18 protein-coding genes are annotated in these 22,318 nt (G+C 50.0%); 10 read left to right on the top strand and 8 right to left on the bottom strand.

All coding sequences use genetic code 11. The features are described from left to right. Positions 1-54: 54 nt before the first annotated feature. Positions 55-2,304 (top strand): recombinase family protein, encoded by a 2,250-nt coding sequence (locus tag H6F86_RS22960; RefSeq protein ID WP_190451602.1) that lies wholly within the window; start codon positions 55-57, stop codon positions 2,302-2,304. Between the two features lie 159 nt (positions 2,305-2,463). Here the strand turns inward: H6F86_RS22960 and H6F86_RS22955 are convergent, their stop codons facing one another. From H6F86_RS22955 to gshA, 5 genes are all read right to left on the bottom strand, one after another. Then, positions 2,464-3,582: an ABC transporter ATP-binding protein gene (locus H6F86_RS22955; RefSeq protein ID WP_190451600.1), complete on the bottom strand. Its 1,119-nt coding sequence runs from the start codon at positions 3,580-3,582 to the stop codon at positions 2,464-2,466. 143 nt (positions 3,583-3,725) lie between these two features. Further along, positions 3,726-5,807 carry a peptidoglycan DD-metalloendopeptidase family protein gene (locus tag H6F86_RS22950; RefSeq protein ID WP_190451597.1) on the bottom strand — a complete coding sequence of 694 codons (2,082 nt, stop codon included), beginning with the start codon at positions 5,805-5,807 and terminating at the stop codon, positions 3,726-3,728. 115 nt (positions 5,808-5,922) lie between these two features. Next, positions 5,923-6,162: a hypothetical protein gene (locus H6F86_RS22945; protein WP_190451595.1), complete on the bottom strand. Its 240-nt coding sequence runs from the start codon at positions 6,160-6,162 to the stop codon at positions 5,923-5,925. Positions 6,163-6,914: 752 nt separating this feature from the next. Further along, positions 6,915-7,388 carry a tRNA (cytidine(34)-2'-O)-methyltransferase gene (locus H6F86_RS22940; RefSeq protein ID WP_190451593.1) on the bottom strand — a complete coding sequence of 158 codons (474 nt, stop codon included), beginning with the start codon at positions 7,386-7,388 and terminating at the stop codon, positions 6,915-6,917. 339 nt (positions 7,389-7,727) lie between these two features. Next, the gene (gene gshA, locus H6F86_RS22935; RefSeq protein ID WP_190451696.1) at positions 7,728-8,879 is read right to left on the bottom strand and encodes a glutamate--cysteine ligase; all 1,152 of its coding nucleotides are present in this window, start codon (positions 8,877-8,879) and stop codon (positions 7,728-7,730) included. Positions 8,880-9,423: 544 nt separating this feature from the next. Between gshA and H6F86_RS22930 the strand changes: the two genes are divergently transcribed. The 5 genes from H6F86_RS22930 to H6F86_RS22910 all read left to right on the top strand — a co-directional run bounded on the left by H6F86_RS22930 (position 9,424) and on the right by H6F86_RS22910 (position 15,588). Then, positions 9,424-10,992, top strand: a complete 1,569-nt coding sequence (locus H6F86_RS22930; protein ID WP_190451590.1) for an ammonium transporter — start codon at positions 9,424-9,426, stop codon at positions 10,990-10,992. Positions 10,993-11,115: 123 nt separating this feature from the next. Then, positions 11,116-11,967, top strand: coding sequence for a GDSL-type esterase/lipase family protein (locus tag H6F86_RS22925; RefSeq protein WP_190451587.1), 852 nt, complete (start codon positions 11,116-11,118; stop codon positions 11,965-11,967). A gap of 77 nt (positions 11,968-12,044) precedes the next feature. Next, positions 12,045-13,589, top strand: coding sequence for a SagB/ThcOx family dehydrogenase (locus tag H6F86_RS22920; RefSeq protein ID WP_190451586.1), 1,545 nt, complete (start codon positions 12,045-12,047; stop codon positions 13,587-13,589). A gap of 110 nt (positions 13,590-13,699) precedes the next feature. Next, entirely contained in the window at positions 13,700-14,188 is a 489-nt protein-coding gene (locus H6F86_RS22915; protein ID WP_190451583.1) for a P pilus assembly/Cpx signaling pathway, periplasmic inhibitor/zinc-resistance associated protein, read from the top strand. 1,010 nt (positions 14,189-15,198) lie between these two features. Next, a complete protein-coding gene (locus tag H6F86_RS22910; RefSeq protein WP_190451695.1) occupies positions 15,199-15,588 on the top strand; it encodes an AbrB family transcriptional regulator in 390 nt (129 codons plus the stop codon). A gap of 126 nt (positions 15,589-15,714) precedes the next feature. On the opposite strand, the gene H6F86_RS22905 is transcribed toward H6F86_RS22910, so the two are convergent. After that, positions 15,715-17,664: a chloride channel protein gene (locus H6F86_RS22905; protein ID WP_190451581.1), complete on the bottom strand. Its 1,950-nt coding sequence runs from the start codon at positions 17,662-17,664 to the stop codon at positions 15,715-15,717. Between the two features lie 16 nt (positions 17,665-17,680). On the opposite strand from H6F86_RS22905, the gene H6F86_RS32935 reads away from it, so the two are divergent. After that, positions 17,681-17,809: a hypothetical protein gene (locus H6F86_RS32935; protein WP_277881700.1), complete on the top strand. Its 129-nt coding sequence runs from the start codon at positions 17,681-17,683 to the stop codon at positions 17,807-17,809. A gap of 766 nt (positions 17,810-18,575) precedes the next feature. Continuing rightward, entirely contained in the window at positions 18,576-18,971 is a 396-nt protein-coding gene (locus H6F86_RS22900) for a hypothetical protein (RefSeq protein WP_190451579.1), read from the top strand. A 45-nt stretch (positions 18,972-19,016) separates the two neighbouring features. Here H6F86_RS22900 and H6F86_RS22895 read toward each other — a convergent pair whose 3' ends face one another. Continuing rightward, positions 19,017-19,394 (bottom strand): hypothetical protein, encoded by a 378-nt coding sequence (locus tag H6F86_RS22895; protein WP_190451577.1) that lies wholly within the window; start codon positions 19,392-19,394, stop codon positions 19,017-19,019. Between the two features lie 85 nt (positions 19,395-19,479). Further along, positions 19,480-20,133 (bottom strand): iron-sulfur cluster biosynthesis transcriptional regulator SufR, encoded by a 654-nt coding sequence (gene sufR / locus H6F86_RS22890; RefSeq protein ID WP_190451574.1) that lies wholly within the window; start codon positions 20,131-20,133, stop codon positions 19,480-19,482. Between the two features lie 269 nt (positions 20,134-20,402). On the opposite strand from sufR, the gene H6F86_RS22885 reads away from it, so the two are divergent. Next, positions 20,403-20,795, top strand: a complete 393-nt coding sequence (locus tag H6F86_RS22885) for a ferredoxin-thioredoxin reductase catalytic domain-containing protein (RefSeq protein WP_190451573.1) — start codon at positions 20,403-20,405, stop codon at positions 20,793-20,795. 74 nt (positions 20,796-20,869) lie between these two features. Then, a complete protein-coding gene (gene sufB, locus H6F86_RS22880; RefSeq protein ID WP_190451571.1) occupies positions 20,870-22,306 on the top strand; it encodes a Fe-S cluster assembly protein SufB in 1,437 nt (478 codons plus the stop codon). The last annotated feature ends 12 nt before the right edge of the window (positions 22,307-22,318 follow it).

The following is a 22,318-nucleotide window of genomic DNA, read 5'->3' as shown; positions in this document are numbered from 1 at the left end:
ACGCTAAAGCTAAGAGCGCTCAGTCATGGTAGCAAAATCAGTCGAGGGCAATCAGTGAACAGTGAGCCAATTTGGGTTTCAGGCGCAACACGCAGCGGCAAAACTGCCTATCTGGTCAACCAGTTTCGTAGTTGGATACAGTCTGGTTTAACACAACATGGCACACCGGGAGAGCGAAGCACTAAGGTATTAAATGAAACACCAGAAAGGGCTTCGCCACCGCTTCCCCTTACATCACTTCACTCATCCGTGCCGCCGCTCGTTTCTTTCTCCACCACACCTGAGGGTGTACCCGGAGTCCTCGTCTTGGCAGCGATCGGTGATAACAGAATTGAGCTAGTCGATCGCTTGACGGCAGCGACTCAAGGCAAGGTATCACTACACTCCACTACACCGCTAGGTTTTTTTCAGTCAGAAGTGACGCTGTTCTGGTCGTTGCTCATTCAACAGCTTGACCTAAAAGCGCAGTTCCCTGTGCGCCTGGCACCCGAAAACGAGCAAGCACTGGCAACGCAACTCTGGCGCTCAGAACTCGACCAAGCGATCGGGCAACAGACGAGTTTGACCGAGGTACGCCTAGTTCGACGACTGCTGGATTTACTACAACTCGCAGCCCTAGCTGGCATTCCGATCGCAGATATCCCTGTAATACTTGAACAGGGGCTTGCAGGGCAAAATGAGGCGCTGCCGTTCCCAGAAGCTGAGGTGGGTAAGTTATTGCAACACTGGCAAAACTGGTGTCTGTCACAAGGGCTGTTAACCTATGGCATCATTGCGGGGCTGTACTGGCAACACTTATTACCTAACCCAACCTACCAACGCTACTTGGCACAACGATATCAGGTGGTCTTAGCGGATGATGTGGACGAGTACCCAGCGATCGCGCGATCGGTCTTCGAGACTTTGCTGGATGCTGGAGCAGCCGCTATTTTTACCTATAACCCAGATGGAGCGGTACGTTTGGGCTTGGGAGCTGATCCCGCTTATCTGGCAGGTTTAGCAGACCGCTGTCGCATTGAAACGCTGACCGATCGTCCTATCCACTGCCTGGGCGATGACTTGGGCGATGCAGTTGTGGCACTTGCCACAGACCCAATTTTCTTTGCTAGCCTGCCAGACACAATCCAGGCGATTCAAACGACCTCCCGTGCCCAACTGTTGCGCCGCACGGCGGAAGTCATCATTGAAGCGGTGCAGACTCAGCAAGTGCAGCCCCGCGATATTGTCGTCATTGCACCCGGCGTAGATGCGATCGCTCGCTACAGCCTGACCGAAATGCTCGGTAAGCATCAAATTCCCGTTGAATCCCTCAACGACCAACGCCCCTTAACCAGTTCGCCGATTATTCGTGCCCTGCTGACGTTATTAACCCTGGTTTACCCCAGTTTAGGGCGACTGGTTGATCGAGAAGCGGTAGCAGAAATGCTAGTAGTGTTGAGTCAGCAGCCAGCAAACGGTCAGCAGTCAGAAGCTCCTCACCCCTCACTCCTTACCCCTCATCCCTCGTTGATCGACCCCGTTCGTGCTGGGTTACTTGCCGATTACTGCTTTGCCCCTCATCCCGATCGCCCCCGTTTGCTGCCAGTCACCACCTTTCCTCGCTGGGATCGGTTGGGCTACCAGGCAAGCAACGCCTATCAGGCGATCGTGCAGTGGATTGCCACGCAGCAGAGTCAGCTTGAACAGCGGTTAATCCCCAATGCGGTCTCGTTGCTCGATCGTGCCATTCAGCACTTCCTGTTTGGCGGCGGCGCGTTACCGTTTGAGCAACTATCGGCGTTACGCCAACTGATTGAAACGGCTCAACACTACTGGGAAGTAGATGGTAGACTCCGACGCAGCCAACGGTTTGATGCACCGGCTTATATGACCGTGAGCCGCTTTGTTCAACTTTTACAAAGTGACACTGTGACTGCGAACCCTTATCCCGTACGCCCCATCGGACCAGATAGTAATGCAGTGCTATTAGCTAATGTGTTTCAGTACCGTTCTAGTCGTCGGGTTCACCGCTGGCAATTTTGGCTGGATGCTGGTTCGCCACGCTGGTTAAGTGGGGTCGACTCACTATTTGGTGCACCGCTGTTTCTGCAAGGTTGGTCGGGGCGCGCCTGGACATCTGCGGATGCGATGGATGCAAATGAACGCCGTCTCCGTCGCATTTTGCTAGATCTGCTCGGTCGTACTGAGGAGCGAGTCTACCTTTGCCATAGTGATTTGGCAACAAACGGACAGGAGCAAACAGGCGTGCTGTTGTCGTTAGTGAATGCAGCAGTACCGCTAGATACAGGGTTGTTAATAGGCTGAAGGGCGATCGTTACTGTCAATCATCACTTTGATCATCGTGCTGCTGCCCGCCCTCTCAAGGCTGTAAAGCATTGAGAAGCTGTCAATTCCCTGGCTAAATTCTCTTAAAGCACAATTAAGATAATAAATGACGGCTAGAAACAATGTTACGGCGTGTTTCTAGAGCTGATTTAAGGGATACAGCGTTTTGCCAGTAGTGGCATCAAAGACAAAGAGCTGATTAAAATCTAGCGTTAGTGAACAGCGATCGCCTACACAGAGGCGCTGATCAGGGCGACACTGAAAAGCGAGTTCTGACGATCGAGACGATGACTCTGTCAGTAACCTAGCACGTACCAACACTTCTCGACCCAGCGGCTCTACCACACTAATTTCGACCTTGAGATCACCTGCATCAGCACAAAGCTGAAGATGCTCTGGACGAATGCCGAGATCGTAGGTTTGTCCAGTGATCGGCTGAAGTTTGGCTTGCAGTGCCTCTGGGCAAGGAAGCGCTTGTCCATTAATCTGAAATGCGGTGCCATCGTACGTAGCAGTCAGGATATTCATCGGTGGACTGCCCAAAAACGTGGCAATCATCCGGTTCGCTGGATGTGCATAAATGGTTTGAGGGTCGCCAATCTGCTGAATGCGCCCCTGGTTTAGAACAACAATCTGGTCTGCTAGAGTCATAGCTTCAACCTGATCGTGAGTGACGTAGATCGTCGTAATGCCTACTTGTTGATGAAGCCGCTTCAGTTCGGCACGAGTTTCGTCCCGCAGTTGGGCATCTAAGTTGGACAGCGGTTCGTCGAGCAAAAAGACCTGGGGCTGACGAGCGATCGCCCGACCCAACGCCACACGCTGCTGTTGCCCGCCCGATAGTTGCCCAGGCTTACGATCAAGTAAACGGTCGATCGCAAGCAGTTTTGCCACTTCTACAATCCGTTCTTGCCTTTGCTGAGCATTAACCCGACGCATCTGGAGTCCAAAAGCAAGGTTTTCTGCCACGCTCATGTGGGGATACAGCGCGTAGTTTTGAAACACCATTGCCACGTCTCGTTGGCGCGCTGGCATCTGAGTGACACGGCGATCGCCAATATAAAGCTCGCCAGCCGTTGCCACCTCTAACCCAGCGATCGTGCGAAGAACCGTAGATTTTCCACAGCCAGAAGGACCAACCAGCACCCAAAACTGACCATCAGGAACCTCAAACGTAATGTCTGCAATGCCTGTTGCTGCGGTAGCTACCGCACTGCCAAACTGTCGTGTAATGCCTTCTAACCGAACCGTTGCCATGTGCTGCTAAGTTTTTTCTGATAAGCACCCCTTACTAACAAGCGCCACTTAGTCGATGCAGGATAGATGCATCAAAAGCTGCGATCGAAAAAGGGGAGCTTAAATGCTCCCCTAATGTAGTCGTGCTTTGACTTGAAAGAGGGTTACGCCTGTCCTCTTGGCAAGTAAGCCGTTGGGTTGACAGCTCCCTGACCAGGGCGATGAACCTCGAAATGGGAGTGAGGACCAGTGCTGTAGCCCGTGCTGCCCATATCGGCGATCTGTTGACCCTGAGCAACTGTTTGCCCTTCTCGGACTATGATGCGGTTGTTGTGCGCGTATAGTGTGACACTACCATCGGGATGCTGGATCTTAACCAGATAGCCATAGCCACCAGAGTTCCAGCCAGCACTAATGACTACACCAGCCGCCGCTGCAAAGATTGGAGTCCCTACAGGAGCAGCAATGTCAATGCCTTTGTGCATACGACCCCAACGGTAGCCATACCCCGAGGTCAAAACACCTTTAGCAGGCCAGATGTAGCCATTAAACTTATCTGACTTCCCAGGTAAATACGCATCAACCGAGCCAAGAGGGGGAAGGTCTGGAGAAACCATCTGCCCAGTAGCTGATCGCACTAGCGGCTCATAGTTTTCGGCACCAATTGATGCCGTTGCTATCAACTGAGGCTTCGACGGTGCAACAGGCGTTGCAGCAGCAGGCTTCACAACAGCACGGTTACCTTGCTGGTGGCTATCTTGTAGCTGGCGAATCTGTGCCTGCAGGGCTTTAGTATAGCGGGAAGGTTGCAGCTCGGTACTGCTTGAGGCTGTAGCTTCAGCATTTGCAGGTGCCGCAACATTCAGAGATGATGCCGCCACCTTTGTACTGGGTGCAGCAGGATCAATTTGGCTCACTGAACCCTGATATTTTTCGCGCAGCTTCACAATCTCCAGTCTGAGATTCTCCACGTAGCTCTGCTGGGCGCTGGAACCAGTCTGAGCAGCCTGAGCACCCTGGTTGCCAACAAAAGACGAAGTGGCAACTTCATTGGCCCCACCAATCGCCACTGGAGCAATAGGCGAGTGGTTCAAAGACACTGCTGGAATCGTTTGATCAACAGCAGTTAACTGGCTGGACTGGCTAGGTAGAACGGCGATACCGCGCAATCGATCGCTCCCAACCTGGGCAGACGATGCAGGCTGGAATTTGCCTTGCGTGGATGGTGCAGTCTTAGCCTGGGAGAAAACTTGAGGTCGGCTAATGGAAGCTGGCAGCGTCATTTGCTCTGGACTTGCCGAAGCAATCATTACAGGAGCAGTGGCAGACGCAACGGGAGATGCACTCTCACTCGTTTGAGGAACAACCAGTACTTGACCAACGTTCAAAACATCGGGATTAACCAGGCGGTTTGCTTCGGACAACTGCTTCAAAGAAACGCCGTGTACCTTTGCGATCGCTTCTAGTGTGTCTCCCAGGACAACTTTGTAGGACGCTTCGGAGTAAGACGCTTCAGAGGATGGTGCCGCAACCTCAGCCACAGACTCTGGAGCTGTAACCGGAGCAGAAGTTTTACGTGAAGACTCGAGCTGTGCAAGGCTCAGTCGCAAACGCTCTTGCTTTTGATGCAAGGTATCAAGGGCTTCCTTGTCACTCGCTTGTGTAGCAGCAGGACGATCGCTATCCTCTGTTGCAGCACTATTAACCGAACCGTAGCCTCCAGACACACTAGCGACATCGACAGTCGGTGTTATGGGAGCGACTTGACCACTACCCTGAATTTTTAATACCTGACCAACATGCAGTACGGAGTTAACCGAAATGCCGTTTTCTAGTGCCAGCGCGGCAGCATCAACTTGGTACAGTTGAGCTAGCTGCCAAAGCGTTTGACCTTCTTGCACAGCGTGCTCAATGGCTCCCGAAGGCGAGAGATTTTGAGCTTGATCGGTTGCTTCTGTCGGAGTGGAAATTGCCGCGACATCAAACTTTGGAGGCAAGGCACTGGCGTTCGGTTCGCCTACAGCCGCTTCACCAATAACGGGTTCCGCAGCAACCGCCTCATCACTTTGACCTGGTAAGGGCAAACTACACGTCCCTACCGAGATTGCCAAGCCGATCATGGCGGCAGAAGTCCGTACCAAACGATTGACCTCCGATGGAGCCTGCCTGATTTGACTCACATTCACACCATCTTCAACTTCACAGGAAGGAACAGGCTTAACCTTCTGCGGAAATGTTCGTTCCAAAAAAACGACCTCCTAAAAATGTCCAGCGTTTAACTGTCCTTGAGTCACTCAGCTTGCCATCAGCCAATGATAGAAATCACTTAGGTAAGCGATCTGGATCACTAGCGACAAACACTTAGGCAAGATTACCCTGCTTTCTCAATTTAGACAAGTTAACATAACCCCAAAAATCTACAACTTGTGTTGAAAGAACCTTTAATTGAGCGCTATCAGTGATCGCTTGCCCCTCAAAAAGCTGATGCTCACGTGCTTGTAAAAGGCTTAGGCGTAAGCATCTTAAAGAGGCGATTGTTCGCTCAATCAAATCATGCTGACTCAGCCTATAAGCACTCAGTTTTCCCTTGAAGAAAAACATAGAAACAGCGTCCTGGAAAGGATTACAGCTAATCTTGGGCAACGGTTGAAGTTGCAATCATAACGCTCACTTGCATGACGGTAGACGGAAGGCAGGTGACTCAACAACCGTAGAATTGTGTACATTATCACAATTAATAACTGAAGGCTTTGAGTGTTAGTGAGTCTGCCTGTAGCACCTGGAACTTTTGTGAGCCGCTGCCACTACCCTGTAAAGCGCTTGAGCACAGCAACCTACAAAACCGGATCACACTCAATAGTTCAGTACTACTGTTATAGAAATTTCTTATTACACAAAAGTAGCCTGCGATCATAGCAATTAGCTGTGTTTGAAAGCTTAGTGACCGCAGGAAAAGCATGGTTCCAAGGACACAGCTAACCTTGCTTCAGTCCTATTTCTAGATAGCTATAGAGCGATTAAGCATTGTCATGAACGCAGTTCTGGCTGGCGAAGAGCGATCGCGTAAAGCTGCGATTCAAACAACGAATCAATCTCTGACCTGATTTCTAGCTCAGAAAATGAATCCATCACATGTCGTTGCTCAGTCAATCCATAAACGTTGCGATTGCCTGGAGAGTACTTGAGTAACGACGAACCATGTTTTAGAACTCGTCAATGAGGAGTTCTAAAACATGGTTCTGCATCTTTTAAGAAGGACAGGCAGGTGTTTACGTCGATCGTCTGTGTCACAGCTTTCAGCAGTACATATACAGTTGTCTAGGCAAACATACATGGTTGGTGTAGTAATCGTGCTATTCCAAGCAGCTCAGTTGTCGCTGCGCTTCAAAAAGACCAACAGCAGCGCTCACAGAGAGATTGAGGCTGCGGACATATTGGCTTGCCATCGGTATATAAACCGTCTCATCGCAGGCAGAAAGCACGTGGGCAGGAAGCCCAGTGGTTTCGCTGCCAAAGAGCAACCAGTCATGAGGTTGAAAAGCAAATTTAGTATAACTACAGCGTCCACCAGTGCTGAAACCAATGCAACGCCCTTCTTGTGACTGCTGCATAGTATGAAACGCTTCGATCGAACTGTGATAGTGCAGCTTGACATGAGGCCAGTAGTCTAAGCCTGCACGTTTGAGGTAACGATCGCTGATCTCGAAGCCGAGCGGCGCTACTAAATGAAGCTCAGTTTCAGTAGCAGCGCATGTACGAGCGATGTTGCCTGTGTTTGGCGGAATCTGCGGATGGACTAAAACAACTCTAAGTCTGTAGCTGATCATCAGCGCTTGGTGCCTTAATGCCGTAATTATGATCTTAAAAAAAGAGCGATTGATAACTTTTTTTAATCTTTATTGAGGAAAGGTTGCCTGTTCAAGTCTCTTGGTCAAAAACTGTCTTCCTCCGAAGGGATGATTAAGCAGTAAGGCGATCGCTAGCACTTTCAAGTGACTAGAGGACAATAGCGCTTGCTTTGATCTAGCCGTTCTTAAGCCATCGCGATACAGCCTTTAAAGTTGAAAACCAGGTATTGGGTACCCTTTATTTCAGTAAAAACCGTTATGAAGCGGTTTAAGCTGAAGTGAAAAGCCCCTTCTGGGAAAAGACTACAAAACTAAAGGCTACGCAACCAGCGGTTGGCAAAGGTCATCTTGCAGTGTGAGTTCGTAGTCAGCAGCGGCTTGAATTGCCTGTTGCATGATGGGTTGAACGGCAAGACCTTGCTCATATAGTTTCAACCAGCGTTGTGCTTCGTTGCCCTCTCGCAAAATTTTCTTCAAGGGCAATAGAAAACAACTAAAGCCTTCCTGCTTGGCGATCGGCCAAACCTCCTGATAAAGCTGCTCAATCCAATCTTTTGCCAGGATGGGGCTACCGTCCTTCCAGTGCCTTAGCTCAGCATCCAGACTGAGGCGAGCGGCGGCGCTCTCATTTGCGTCAGCTAAGTCAGCTAAAGCGTGCGATCGACTGGCGGCGGACAGTTGGCTGCTTTCCAGCGGATCGAGGGATGGATCAGCTAGAAGCTGTAATAAGCGAGCTTCTAACAACGCTGTGATGGCAAGTAAGGCAACCGGATCGATCACCAGATCGCAAATCCTCAGTTCTAACCGATTGAGGTTATAGGGACGGCGATCGCCATTAGGGCGTACAGACGACCAGAGGTGACGCACGTTTTGCATTGTCCCTGCTGCAAGCTGTTGCTCTGTCCACCGGATAAAATGAGCATGGCTCTCGAACAGGGGCACCTCGGCAGGCGTTTTGGGAAACAAGCCCCAACGGGTCGAGTGGTAGCCCGTTACTTCTCCACCTAGAAACGGTGACGACGCACTCAATGCTAGATAAAGCGGTGCTTCTAGCCGGATTAAACGACACGCCCGCATCAGCAAGTCTGGGTCACTAATGCCAACGTTAATGTGAATGCTGGCAGTAACGACGCTGGTGCCGTAGGTTTGCTCGATATAGGTGTGGTAAGGGTTACCTGGATCAGACCGCCAAAAGCGATCGACTGCGCCCAGAGACAGCGTACTGCCAGGAATCAGCGTGTAGTCTCCTAGGTGATGCAGATAATCACGCAGTTGCAGACGTGGGCGTACCAAATCGCACAAGAGCCGTTCGTAGCGGTAGCAGGGCGGCGTTGTATATTCCACATTGCGGCTATCTGGTTCACGTACAAAACCATCTAACGCTGCCACAATCTTGTCAGACAGCCCAACGATATCACCGTCTGGGGTGCTGGTGTAAATCTCAACTTCAAACCCTTTTGACAGCATGATACATTTTCCCTCAGTTGAGCAGTCTTCTTTCAGTATCTGGGAAAAGGTCAACAATACATCGTCTGACAGGTTGATACTGCAAGGGACGACGAGAATGGCAGCCGAACCTTGTGCGATCGCCCTCCTATAACTTAAACAAACAAAGCTTAATCACGTAAAAAGGTTACTGGGGTCAAGCCTATTGTTGAATGATCTCCTAACCCTTTACTAGAAAGCTTTACAAGCCCCAAAGTGGTGATATTACACTGCAAGCCAGTAAGCTTTCAAAGTCAAACTGTAATCGATTATACAGAATTTACCTTCTCAGACTTGGTGCAATCACTCTTATTAGTTCATCGCTTGGAAAAGGTTGTTTACTGCCTGGCTGCTTTGCTCAACGCTTGTAGCGGCACCGACCCAAAATCTCTGATGCTTTGTGCTTTGAGGGGGTCGAGTAGAGTAAGCAACTTCCAAGCCTTTTACGTAATGTCGCTTTGACTTAGCCTACCCCGGCGAGTTGCCCACTGTATTGGCTGATATTTTCACAAGGATTCTTTGGTGTCTAATGTCTAAACTAACGATTCATCAGAAGCCGAAGCATAAGCGTCGGCGGTCTTCGCACTCCTTCTCTCGATCGGTATCCTCGCTTTGGCAGCACGTTGTAAATCTGGCTGTCGGTGAGCCGAGCGAGCAGAGCAAAAAAACTCTACGCAGGTTGGTTCTAGCCTTTGGTTTGCCTTTGGTAGCAATCACGCTATTCCACCTACTGACAGGGTTGCTGATTGATCCTGCTGTGGCTCAGGATGCTGCTGCCCCTGCTGCCGCAGAACCACCCAAAATGGATACGGGTGATACAGCGTGGGTGCTTACATCTGCCGCCCTGGTGCTATTTATGACACCCGGTCTGGCATTTTTCTACGGGGGGCTGGTGCGATCGCGCAATGTGCTTAACACCATGATGATGAGCTTGGTGGCAATGGCGATCGTCGGCGTTACTTGGGTTCTATGGGGCTACAGCTTAGCGTTTGATGTAACGCTTGCAGAGGGGCAAACGTTTGCTCAGGGGATTCAGCAGTTCGTCGGTGGACTCGGTTGGCTGGGTCTCAATGGCGTTGCGGCTGATGCGCCTGATCCAATTGGTTATGCGGCAACGATTCCACACCAGGTATTTATGGTGTACCAGATGATGTTTGCCATCATCACGGTCGCACTGGTGTCTGGGGCGATCGTTGAGCGCATCTCGTTCAAAGCGTTCTTTTGGTTTATCGTTCTATGGTCTACCTTCATTTATTCGCCCCTAGCCCACATGGTTTGGGGTAGAGGTTTATTAGGTGCTATGGGAGCGTTGGACTTTGCGGGTGGCACAGTCGTTCACATTAGTTCCGGTGTGTCGGCGTTAGTCGCTGCGTGGGTACTTGGACCTCGCAAAGATTGGATGTCGAAGCCAGTGATTCCTCATAACGTCCCATTTGTTTTGTTGGGCGTTGGCATCCTCTGGATGGGCTGGTTTGGCTTTAACGGTGGCAGTGCACTGAGCGCAGGCAGTTTGGCAACAGTTGCATTTGTAGCAACAACAGTTTCCGCTTCGGCGGCAGGTCTGGCATGGCTTGTAGCAGAGTGGTTGTTGAAGGGAAAGCCAACAGCAGTTGGCATGGGTAGCGGCTTCGTTGCTGGTCTAGTCGGCATTACACCCGCAGCAGGCTTTGTTACACCATTGTCTGCGATCGCCATTGGTGCTTTGACGGGTCTAGCATGTTTCTTTGCCGTTAACTTGAAAGCAAAGCTACAGTTTGATGATTCATTAGACACTTTCCCAGTACACGGCGTTGGCGGTACAGTTGGTGCGATTTTGACTGGAGTTTTTGCAACAAAAGCTGTTAATGCAGCTGGTAACAACGGTCTCCTTTATGGCAATGCTGGTCAGTTAGTCACTCAGATCATTGCTGTGTTGATTGCAGCGATCATTGCGGCAGTTGGCACATTCATCATCCTCAAAGTGCTGGGTCTCTTTATGGAACTGCGAGTCAAGCCTGAAGTCGAAGACGAAGGTTTGGATATTTACGAGCATGGCGAGGGTGCTTACGGTGAAGAGATTCGTGGTGAAATCGCTTTTGCCAAAACGATCGATCAGTAGTGCTGAAAAAGCCTGAAATTGCCATTACAATCTGACTCAAAGCAACTTAAATCTGAGCCAGTGTCTAGGCGATTCCTTTCTCTTCGTGGTTGGGCTATCCTGTCGTTCAGCTTAAGTGGACTGATGCTTCTGTCTGCTCTGCTGCTGCATCGGGGTAGCTTGACCGCTTTTTTTCAGGAGGTTAATGCTTCAACAGTTTCGACAACCGTTTCAACAGTGAAAGCAGACACCGCTACAGTGCCTCTGCCAATCTTAGGACCGCGCCATCAGCTTACGTATGAACGGTGGGTGGCGTTGCTTAGGCAAGAAGCAAAAGTAGCAGCCGAAAAGCAGCCACCGCGCTTAGTGGTGCTGGCAGGCGATTCTCTCAGCCTATGGTTTCCACCAGAACTACTTCCTTCAGAAGAGAATTGGTTAAACCAGGGCATTTCGGGTGAAACATCAACTGGCTTACTGCGTCGGCTCAGGTTGTTCGACCAAACGCGACCAGAAGTAGTGCTCGTCATGATTGGCATCAATGATTTGCTGCACGGTGTAGGCACTGAGACAATCCTGGCGAATCACCGCGAAATTGTACTCCACCTTAAAGCGGCTCATCCTCAAGCTCAGATTGTGGTGCAGTCGATTCTGCCTTATGTTGATCGCCGTCCGCTGCAATCGCTGCCCTCCTCCAAAGAAGACACAGCGCAGCCCAAGCCAGCATCTAGCTCTTTGTCAAGACGAGTGCCAGTGTCAAACGGTGACATCCGTGAGCTGAATCAAGCGCTGGCAGACATGGCAAAGGAAGAAGACGTTACTTATTTGGATCTACAACCCTACTTTACTGATGCAAACGGTAACCTGGCGGCTGACTTGAGTACCGACGGTTTGCATCTCAGCGCTAAAGGCTATCAGGTTTGGCAAGCGCGCCTCCAGGTTTTTGCACAGCAACAGTTTAAATGGCGATTAAATGGCGATCGCGCTGACAAGCCGTAGTTTGAGCCAAAAGCTATGGCACTTTTAGCTAAGAGAGTGTCAAGATTGGAGCGGAGCCGCATTCTTCCGCAACCGTTATGTCGGATCTCACCGCCTCGATCGCCCAGCACTATCATGAGCGGACAAAGTACCACCCAGAAACCATCCACGCGAACCAGCCAGCAATAGACTGGAACCAGCCACCGCTACCCTATAAAGAGTACAAAATCGGTTCTGTCACTGACCTGAAGCCCTATCTGGCTAATGAGCCAGACGCTTTTAGCAATCACCCGACTGGGCTGTGGTGGCGACGGTTGTCGCGACTGCTGCTGTGCAGCTATGGACTCACTGGAAAAATTCTCACCCCCAATGCCCCCCATTATTTGAGGGCTGCCCCTTCCGCTGGCGGTCTGTATCCTGCTGAACTGTACCTCATCTCACGCGGTACACCGCTGCTGCCAGCTGGACTTTACAACTACCAGGCGTACACTCACTCTTTGATGCATTTTTGGGAGAGTGATGTTTGGACAAAACTTCAAGCTGCCTGCTACTGGCATCCAGTGCTGGAAAATACACAGCTTGCTCTGGTGACAACAGCCGTCTTCTTTCGCTCGGCATGGCGATACCGCGATCGCGCCTACCGACGTATTTGTCTCGATACAGGGCACTTACTTGGCAACATTGAGATGGCATGTGCACTCAATGACTACCGCCCGCACCTAATTGGCGGCTTTATGGACGAAGCCATGCAACAACTGCTCTACCTTGATGCTGAGCAAGAAGGGGCGATCGCGGTGCTGCCCCTTGCTGATTTGCTCGAAGTCAAGCAAAATTTGTCTTTGGCACGGACTGCCCTGCCAAGCGCCACACAGCGCGAGTATCCGCCCCTCCCCGAGGGGCAAATCTTGAGCCACTTGCATCAAGCGACACAGCTACCGCTTGATGCGACAGCAAAAGTGAACTGGAAGCCTGCTGCAACCCAACCACAGCGGATCGACAAGTACAACTTTCCTTTTTGCCTGAAGGTTTCCACAGTGACTCCGCCGATTGATTGGGGCGCTCGTCTGGAACAGTTAGAAACAACCATGCTGCAACGCCGTTCTACCCGTGGCTACAGCGGAGAAGCTCTAACCCTCGAAGAACTCATTGCCCTGCTGGACTTTACCTACCAGCCTCAGCACTACAGTGATCAGGGCTTGGATGCCTCTCCCGACTATTTTGATCTCAGCCTGGTCGAAACGTTTATTGCTGTTTCCTCCGTAATGGGCTTAGAGGAAGGCTGCTACTACTACGCGCCTAAGGCTCAGGAACTCCGCCAGATTCGTTTCAAAAACTTCCGTCAAGAATTGCACTTTCTCTGCCTGGGGCAAGCGCTGGGTCGCGATGCTGGAGCCGTTCTGTTTCATACGGCAGACCTCAAGGCGGCGATCGCGGCGTATGGCGATCGCGTTTACCGCTACCTGCATCTGGATGCGGGACATTTAGGACAACGCCTCAACCTGGCAGCGATCCAGCTAGGTCTAGGTGTCAGTGGCATTGCTGGCTTTTTTGACGATCAAGTCAATGAAGTGCTGGGTATTCCCATTGATGAAGCTGTCCTTTACATCACCACCTTGGGACGTTCTGCCGCCTTGTCAACTTAATCTCAAGCCTGTGTTGAACCTTGCGAAACTGTGAGTGGTCTAAGGCTACACAACTGATGCATCAGTTGTACCTCCTTAATCTGAAACACTTCACAACATACAACTACGCTATGAACGTCAAACGCTTCCTTTTTTTACCCGGTGCCTTGGCGATCGCACTCTCCTATGCTGTACCCATGCTGCCTGTCGCAGCACAAACACCAACACCACCTGCTGGGCAATATCAAAAACGTGGCGTTAATCTCAACTTGACCGAAGCCCAAAAAGCGCAGCTCAAGCAAATCCGTGAATCGACCCGCAGCCAGATTGATGCCATCCTTACGCCAGAGCAAAAGGCACAGTTAGACGCCGCCAAACAACAAAGACAACAAAGACAGCTAGGAGAACAAGGGCAGTCAGGGGAGCAAAGACAGGCAGGACAAAAGCCACGCAGCAAGTGGGCAGCCCTTAATCTAACGGCAGACCAAAAAACGAGAATTCAAGCTGTCCGTCAGGATGCCAAGCAAAAGATGGATGCTGTGCTAACCGCTGAACAGCGCCAGCAACTAGAGCAACGTCGTCAACAACGATCGCAAAAACGTCAGCAACCCAGCCAATAAGTTAAGTGCTTGCTGCTGAGGTGATTTAGCGTACGTAGCGCTTGTCTGTACAATATCTTTTGCTAAAGCAGGAGCTTTTGCTAAATCAGGAGAAGGAGGGCACGTGGACTAACAAGTTCCGTACTCTCCTTTTTTTGTTGTGCCACAGCTCTCGTGGTCGTGTGTATTGGGTAGCAAGAACTCAGTGAGTAGCTCAGAAGCAGCCAGATGTCATGGTTGATGGCAGCATCTTTAGCACACGTCATCATACCCTTACAACAACATTCAGCATTGAGTAGTGAAAAGGCGATCGTCAATACTTTCAGACTAAGAGGTTGTTTGAAAAGTGTCTGGCGGTTAAAACTGCGACTACGAAAACAAAGTCCGCCTACGCGGACTACCGTAATGAACGAGTTTAACAACCTGCGTCGGCAGGTTTGATCTATGTAGCTGCGACTTCAGTCACCAAAGCGACGAGAAAGTGGACTTTTAAGACATCCTCTAAGACGCGTCTTTTATCCAAATTAAATTGAGTGCGCGAACATTCTTTAGAGGTAAACGTTGCCTTGCCTTAGCAGAGCGATGTCCTAACCTAGTAACCTTACTTAACGATGCTTGACTAACGCTTATGCTTTGAATCCGTAAGCTTGGTCTACAAATGGCTATAACGAATGTACTAATTATTGGCTGCTTTCAATTAGTGGCAGTGGTGCCAATTGAGTAGCGATCGTGTGAGTGTTGCAAGCAACAAATTTTAGTCAGTCATTGCAGCTAAGGTTGAAGGTCATTGTCTCTTCTCCAGCCACCAATACCAACAAACTAAATGCTTGTGGCAATTACTATCAGCGAGCAATCGGCTTAGTAAGGCCGAACAACTCCTTCGCTCTTAAGTAAATTAGCAGCCAGGGTATGAGACAAATGAGAGGGACGGTGTACTATGATTGCATAGGTAAGTAAACAGCTAAAGCATTTACCCTTTGCCAGATGTTAGTAAATTTGTGACCCAATCCACACAGTTCCCAGCTAAGTTAATGAGTAAAAAGAAAAAAATTGAGCCTCTTCTAGGCGAAGCGTTGCTCAAAAAAGTTAAAGAACTAGAGAACCATAGTAAAGAAGAGAAAGCGCGGGAGTGCGGTTACTACACGGTGACAAAGAACGGTGTAGAACGAGTCAATATGATGAAGTTCCTCAATGCGCTCATTGACGCAGAGGGTATTGAACTTGATGGTAAACAAAATATAAATGGACGCGGCGGTCGCAGTGCCAGCTATCGGATTAGCGTTCAGTCCAATGGTAATTTGCTTATCGGTTCTGCCTACACTAAGCAGATGGAACTTAAACCAGGCGATGAATTTGAAATTTCCCTGGGTCGTAAGCACATTCATCTAAAGCAAATTGACCAATTGGATGAAGAAGCTTAAATGGAAACGATCGATTGGATGACCGTACTGCCCGCAGGCTTGGCGATCGCGATTTTTGTCGGCGGGTTGCTAATGATGTTCAGCAATATTTGGACAAGTCGCAAGAAATAAGAGCAGAGCAAACCTTTAGGATTGTGGCAAGCTCATCAATTCTGCTGTAGGCATTTCGTTGCCGTCAGCAGAATCTTTTTCCATGCCCAAATAAGGATGAAGCGATTGTTGCATCAATGTCAGGCTGCATAGCAAGGTAATTTTTTCTTGCTCTAGCAATCCGATAATGTGACGAATATTGTGGCGATCGACAACAGGTAGTTGATTCAATCCTCTAGCTGACATCCGGGCAAGCGCGTCCTGAATTCGTTCATCCTCATGAGCGTAGAGCAGATCCTTCGTGCAAATGTCGTCCAACGTCTGAGTTGTTAAATCAATGACCGGGTGATCGCTAGCAGCATGAGTATGGCAATAAGTTTCCCAGCGGGAAATGGCACGATGAATATCCTGAAGCGTGACGAGACCAATCAGTTGCTCAGAGGCATCTACCACCAGCGCACTGCGAGATTGATGGGTCGTTAAAGCTAAACCAGCTTTGAGCACTGACATAGTACTGGGCAACGACAGAAACGTTTGATGCATCGCCTGAACAACTAGTAACTGATGCAGCACATCCGCATTGTGATCGGGTGAATTGGCTAAGCTCGTTGACTGAATAGTTGAGGGGTTGCGGTCAAGTGGCTTTAGGCGATCAACCAGCCAGACGCTCAAGCCCACAGCTGCCATCAGCGGCAGAATGATGCGGTAATCACGGGTCAACTCAAACAGCAGCAAAATCGCAGTCAATGGTGCGCGGGCGCTAGCTGCTAGCACTGCTGCCATACCCACCATGGCGTAGGCTGGCGGTGCCGCAATACTACCCAGTGAGAGCGGCAGCACAAGCGCCATCAACTTGCCATAAGCGGCACCGAGAGATGCACCCAAGAACATCGCAGGCGCGAATAACCCGCCCACTAGCCCACTGCCCAGACTGATAGCTGTTGCTGCCAACTTAAGTACCAGCAAACTCAACAGTAACGGCAACGAAAACTGTACATCCCGCAGCATCGCTTCTATAGTTTCATAGCCGATACCAAGAATTTGGGGAAATTGCAGTGCGATCGCGCCAACACAAAGACCACCGATCGCCGGACGCAGCAGCATGGGTACTCGACTCATCCAGCCCATACCTGGAATTCGCCCATCGAAAAACTGCTGGGCGCGTTGAATAGACTGGGTATAGGCGATCGACACCAAACTAGCAAACAGCCCTAACCCTAGATACAACGGTAGCTCTAAGGGACTCCGCACCTCATAACTTGGCAATGTAAATGGTGGCTGCCCACCTAGCCCAATTTGAGCAATCAACGCTGCCACGACTGCTGACAACAGCACGACGCTGACGGCAGAGGTTGCAAACGTCGTGCCCAACACTACTTCCAACGCAAAAAAGACACCTGCGATCGGCGCATTAAAGCCTGCTGCTAGACCAGCGGCAGCACCTGCCCCTAGCAAGAGACGCTGGCGCTCCTTCGACATTTGTAGTGCTTGCCCAACAATCACGCCAATGTTGGCACCGATTTCAACGCTTGGACCCTCAGGACCCAGAGATGCGCCTGTTCCTAACGACACTGATGCTGCAACAGCTTTCCCACTGGCTCGTAATGACGAAACGCTATCCAGTCCTTGAGAGGCTGAAATCAACGCGGACAAATTCGGTCCAAAATCCTGGAGCCACCAGCGCATAATCCCTACAAGTAGCCCACCGAGCACCGGAATGCAGGCAAGTGTCCAAAAACCCAGCGGCACAATCAATCCCATCACATCCTCTAGCATCAGACTGTGAATGTACTGAATGAGGTAGTGAAAAAGCACCACAGCACAGCCTGTGCCACTACCAATAACAAGTGCTAACAGCAGCACGAGGGTTTCAGGCGCAGGTTGCAAGCGGTTCAGTGTGCTGGCAAGCATAGGCTTTGGTGGACTCAGCACAGTCGCTGGCGGTGTCTGAGGTGTCAGAACGTTGGGAGAAGGGCTGGCAGTCATCAGGCTAAGAGCGATTATGAGATCAGAGTTAACTTTTATTGCTAGTTTTATCTTCGCTTATTTCTACGATCGCTTCCGGGGAGAACGTCCTCATAAGGTGCTGAAAGAGCTGAACCCTAATGCCCTCGTTCAGTTCAACCGCTAAAGCGCTAATTTTGCAGGGCTGTGTAACCCAACAAGCTTCTAATCAGTCCTGTTAGTAACGCCATCCTTTAACGTCGCCAAAGACAGCTAAGTTGCTGCTGACTACAAGCCGAAGTTTGGAGAAAATCGTACTTGCTGCAAAGTCACTCTTGCTTCAAAATCACTCAGGGACGATCGTAAAATGAGCTTGCATAACCCCAACAAAGATCGCTGCTGTTTAGATGAAGAAACTTAAATGGGTACTCTGACAGTACTGCCAACTCTAGGTAACGCAAGCTACACTAAGCGAGGCAATCGTTCTAGCCAATTAAAAGCTCTACCCAGGCATAGTTAATACCTTTAGTCGATGCTCTCAATCGGCATGATACAGCGCCTTATAGCCAGCACTACCTGCCTCAACTATGAAGCTTCAAGCGAGAAACCTGGATGGAAGCAAAACCTGAAAACACTTTTTATGCCTGGTCAAAGCATTTTTGTGTCAACGACGCAACCATTAGGCTACAACTCGAAGCATAAATTTAAGGAAAATTTGGGCTAGATGATTCAAGTGTACATCCCGCAAGGGTCTGTATACTGGTACTTAGAGCTTATATCGAGAAAATTTATACGCTTGAACGTTACGAGCTTAACGGATACGAAATAGTCTTTTGAGAGCTGAGGCTATAGTCATCCGTTAAGGCAAGAAAGTGCTCCCTCTGACCAACTGTTTGCAAAATAACGCCTGTCGATTTGATCTAAGTAAGCCTCTGTAGTGATAGACGATTTAGATGAACGCTCATACCTTTGACACGCCTTCTCCAATCTGTCCAATCTGTCACCGTGCTGGTGTTATTAAGCCCCATAAACTTTTGCGCGGGCTGCTAACGTGTCAAAACTGTCGCGAACGCTTGGTAGTGAGTTGGAGCGGTCATTATGTGCGTGACCCCTTTACTCTCAGCAGTCTACCAACTGGACATCGGCTACGCCGCGAAAGCCGTCCTCTTGCCCGCGTTCGACGTGACTTTAAGTTGAGTGGGCTTTCGGCTGTTTGGACTGTTTTAGGAAGCGCTATTTTTATGGGCACTGCCTTGTTCCTAATCCAAAATGCGCCGATTAAGCAAGAGCCTGCGGCTCGACCTGCACTACCGCTTGTAGACGTTGAACGACCACCGAAGCAACCTTGATCAAAAAGACTCTGAGTACAAGCCACGGTGCGTTAATACAGGAACTTAACGGTTGCCTAAATTTAGCTTTGCTTGTTGTTCAAACCAGTCAATAACCTGAGCCAATCCGATCGCCTCGATCGGTACACCTGCCGCCGCCGCCATTTGTCTCAACGGTTTCATCGACGCAATGACCAACTGCGAGAAAAACTGCCGAAACTCGCGATCAACCCCTGCTTGTAAGCTCTCATCCTGGTAAACCCAAGCTTCAATCTGCTGCGGGTATAACTGCACAATATTGACCCCATTTGCTTGAGCGATTTGCTTGAGCGATCGCAGCGCATAAATTGCCACTCGCGCCGAAAACTTTTCCCGCGAAGTTAGCAGTGCCTTATCTACCTCCGCACATTCTTCTGGTGTTAGAAATTCATTGGATGGTTGCATAGAAGCCCTTAGCACTCAGCAATTAACCTAATCGGACAACGTATATATCTGGCTCATCTTGAATAAGAACCCGCACATTCTAAAGCTACTTAGGTTGGATCAAATAACCACAGCGGTGTTCGCCGTTGACGAGCCAGTGAGTGCGTTCAACCTTGCAATCGAGGGCGGCGGCGAACATCTCCAGTTCGTGACCACAAACGCTAGGGAAGGACTCGGCAATGTGAGAGATAGCGCAGTTATACTCCGTCAGGATAAAGCGATCGCCCTGTTCTACAGTAGCGCCATTCACATCAACGGGATGACACTCTGCCATATAGCCTTCAGCAAGGCGAAGTGCGACTAGCTGATCCACTCGTTCTTTAAGAGAACCGTTGCCGAGGCGATCGCGGTACTCCAGCGCTTTACGTTCCCACTGTTTCCGCAGAATGGAACCCATCTGGTCTGCGCCCACCGTTGCCGCCAATGTGTCTAAGAGCGAAACAGCAAAATCATCGTAGCGATCGGGAAAGCGATCGCGCCCTGCTTGGCTAAGTGTGTAGCTGTAGTTGGGGCGACCCATGCCCGTTTGAATCACCTGATGGACAATCAAGCCATCCGCTTCTAAATCCTTTAAGTGTCGTCGAATGCCTTGCGGACTGACGTGTAGCTGTTCAGCCAACTCCTGTACTGTTGACTGTCCTTGCTTGAGCAAGTGGTGCAAAATGTCTTGTTTTGTGGAGGGTTGTTGGACAGTTGTCATTCTTTTCCCAGCGGTAAAGCTGACAGCTAAGTTCACATGGCTTTACTAAAACAGCGATCGACTACGGGAGCACGGCTACGACAACCTGATATTACAACGACTTAAACACACAATCGTCTTGCCCTAAGCCATAGTCCTCAATGCCTTATTTAAGGTTCTGCTTTCGACTTTGGCAACAACATTGTTGCTAAAGTGCTTTACAATATGATTAAGCAACATCTATGTTGTTTTAATTATAGAATCGATCCGTTGTCTTGTCGCGCTGCCTCATGAACTCAGACACTCAACCTAATCAATCTGCCTCCCCTAAAGCGGCTCAGTCCACTGATAAAAGCCTCGAAGCGATGAGGCACTTCTCTATTACCTATGCCAAGCGAACCGGCACCTATTTCTGCGTTGACCCTGGCGTGACGGCAGTTGTGATTGAAGGCTTGGCAAAGCATAAGGATGATTTGGGTTCGCCCCTTTGCCCCTGCCGTCATTACGAGGACAAAGCGGCTGAAGTTGAAGCTGCTTACTGGAACTGCCCATGTGTACCGATGCGTGAGCGTAAAGAATGCCACTGCCTACTGTTTCTTACGCCCGACCATGATTTTGCAGGCGACCAGCAAGACATAACGTTTGATGAAATCAGAACGGTTACTAATCAGCAACACAGCTAGCAGTTCTGTAAGTTACGCTCCGCAAATTACTTTCTCCCGACCCGATCCCCAACCTAGACCAGAGAACACTACCGATGAGTCCAACTGTTCAAAACTTGGTTAACCAGCCTTACAAATACGGCTTCATTACTAACATTGAATCCGATACGATACCGCGCGGGTTGAGTGAAGACGTTGTACGGCTGATTTCGGCGAAGAAAGAAGAGCCGCCATTCATGCTGGAGTTTCGCCTGAAGGCGTATCGTCAGTGGCTCAAGATGACGGAGCCGAACTGGCAGAATGCAACCTATCCAGCGATCGACTATCAGAACATCGTCTACTACTCCGCACCGAAGGTGAAGGAGAAAAAGAAGAGCTTGGAAGAAGTTGATCCTGAACTGCTGGATACCTTTGAGAAGCTAGGCATTCCGCTTTCGGAGCAAAAACGCTTGAGCAATGTGGCAGTGGATGCCATTTTTGATAGCGTTTCGATCGCCACGACCTTCAAAGCAAAGCTAGCCGAAGAAGGGGTAATCTTCTGCTCCTTTGCAGAAGCGGTGCAAGAGCATCCTGAACTGATCCAAAAGTACCTCGGTAGTGTGGTTCCTGCTGGCGACAACTACTTCGCGGCACTCAATTCTGCGGTCTTCAGTGATGGTTCTTTCGTCTACATTCCCAAAGGCACAAAGTGCCCAATGGAGCTTTCGACCTACTTCCGCATTAACAATGGCGATTCGGGCCAGTTTGAGCGGACGCTGATTGTGGCAGAAGAAGGTAGTTCAGTCAGCTATCTTGAAGGTTGCACTGCGCCAATGTTTGATACCAACCAGCTTCATGCTGCTGTGGTGGAATTGGTGGCGCTCGATAACGCTGACATTAAGTACTCTACGGTGCAGAACTGGTATGCAGGCGATGCCAACGGCAAGGGCGGCATCTACAACTTTGTAACTAAGCGTGGCTTGTGTCAGGGCGTAAACTCCAAAATTTCCTGGACGCAGGTAGAAACAGGTTCCGCCATTACCTGGAAATACCCAAGCTGTGTGTTGGTGGGCGATAACTCTGTGGGTGAGTTTTACTCGGTCGCGCTGACGAATCACCATCAGCAGGCAGATACGGGCACCAAGATGGTTCACATTGGCAAGAATACGCGCAGCACCATTATTTCTAAAGGCATTTCGGCTGGACAGTCCAAAAACAGCTATCGCGGGTTGGTCAAGATTGGTCCTAAGGCAACAGGCGCACGGAACTATTCGCAGTGCGACTCTATGCTGATTGGCGACAAAGCTCAAGCCAATACCTTTCCCTACATCCAGGTGCAAAACAACAAAGGCAAAGTGGAACACGAAGCGTCAACGTCCAAGATTGGCGAAGACCAGTTGTTCTACTTCTCCCAGCGCGGTATCTCATCCGAAGACGCGATTTCGATGATGATTAGCGGTTTCTGTAAGGATGTGTTTAACCAGTTGCCAATGGAGTTTGCAGTGGAAGCCGATCGCCTCCTCAGCCTCAAGCTCGAAGGTAGCGTTGGGTAAAGGCAGTGTTTA

The sequence above is a fragment of the Phormidium sp. FACHB-592 genome (assembly GCF_014695795.1).
In the GTDB taxonomy this organism is placed as follows: domain Bacteria; phylum Cyanobacteriota; class Cyanobacteriia; order Leptolyngbyales; family Leptolyngbyaceae; genus Stenomitos.
Note: the sequence above shows the minus strand (reverse complement) of the source record. Positions and strands in the feature narration are given on the sequence as shown.

Excerpts from the sequence above, each read along its gene's own strand:
- H6F86_RS22955 (WP_190451600.1), bottom strand. The coding sequence starts at position 3,582 with ATGGCAACGGTTCGGTTAGAAGGCATTACACGACAGTTTGGCAGTGCG.
- H6F86_RS22945 (WP_190451595.1), bottom strand. The coding sequence starts at position 6,162 with ATGTTTTTCTTCAAGGGAAAACTGAGTGCTTATAGGCTGAGTCAGCAT.
- H6F86_RS22940 (WP_190451593.1), bottom strand. The coding sequence starts at position 7,388 with ATGATCAGCTACAGACTTAGAGTTGTTTTAGTCCATCCGCAGATTCCG.
- H6F86_RS22930 (WP_190451590.1), top strand. The coding sequence starts at position 9,424 with ATGTCTAAACTAACGATTCATCAGAAGCCGAAGCATAAGCGTCGGCGG.
- H6F86_RS22925 (WP_190451587.1), top strand. The coding sequence starts at position 11,116 with ATGCTTCTGTCTGCTCTGCTGCTGCATCGGGGTAGCTTGACCGCTTTT.
- H6F86_RS22920 (WP_190451586.1), top strand. The coding sequence starts at position 12,045 with ATGTCGGATCTCACCGCCTCGATCGCCCAGCACTATCATGAGCGGACA.
- H6F86_RS22915 (WP_190451583.1), top strand. The coding sequence starts at position 13,700 with ATGAACGTCAAACGCTTCCTTTTTTTACCCGGTGCCTTGGCGATCGCA.
- H6F86_RS22910 (WP_190451695.1), top strand. The coding sequence starts at position 15,199 with ATGAGTAAAAAGAAAAAAATTGAGCCTCTTCTAGGCGAAGCGTTGCTC.
- H6F86_RS22905 (WP_190451581.1), bottom strand. The coding sequence starts at position 17,664 with ATGACTGCCAGCCCTTCTCCCAACGTTCTGACACCTCAGACACCGCCA.
- H6F86_RS32935 (WP_277881700.1), top strand. The coding sequence starts at position 17,681 with ATGAGATCAGAGTTAACTTTTATTGCTAGTTTTATCTTCGCTTATTTC.
- H6F86_RS22900 (WP_190451579.1), top strand. The coding sequence starts at position 18,576 with ATGAACGCTCATACCTTTGACACGCCTTCTCCAATCTGTCCAATCTGT.
- H6F86_RS22895 (WP_190451577.1), bottom strand. The coding sequence starts at position 19,394 with ATGCAACCATCCAATGAATTTCTAACACCAGAAGAATGTGCGGAGGTA.
- sufR (WP_190451574.1), bottom strand. The coding sequence starts at position 20,133 with ATGACAACTGTCCAACAACCCTCCACAAAACAAGACATTTTGCACCAC.
- H6F86_RS22885 (WP_190451573.1), top strand. The coding sequence starts at position 20,403 with ATGAACTCAGACACTCAACCTAATCAATCTGCCTCCCCTAAAGCGGCT.
- sufB (WP_190451571.1), top strand. The coding sequence starts at position 20,870 with ATGAGTCCAACTGTTCAAAACTTGGTTAACCAGCCTTACAAATACGGC.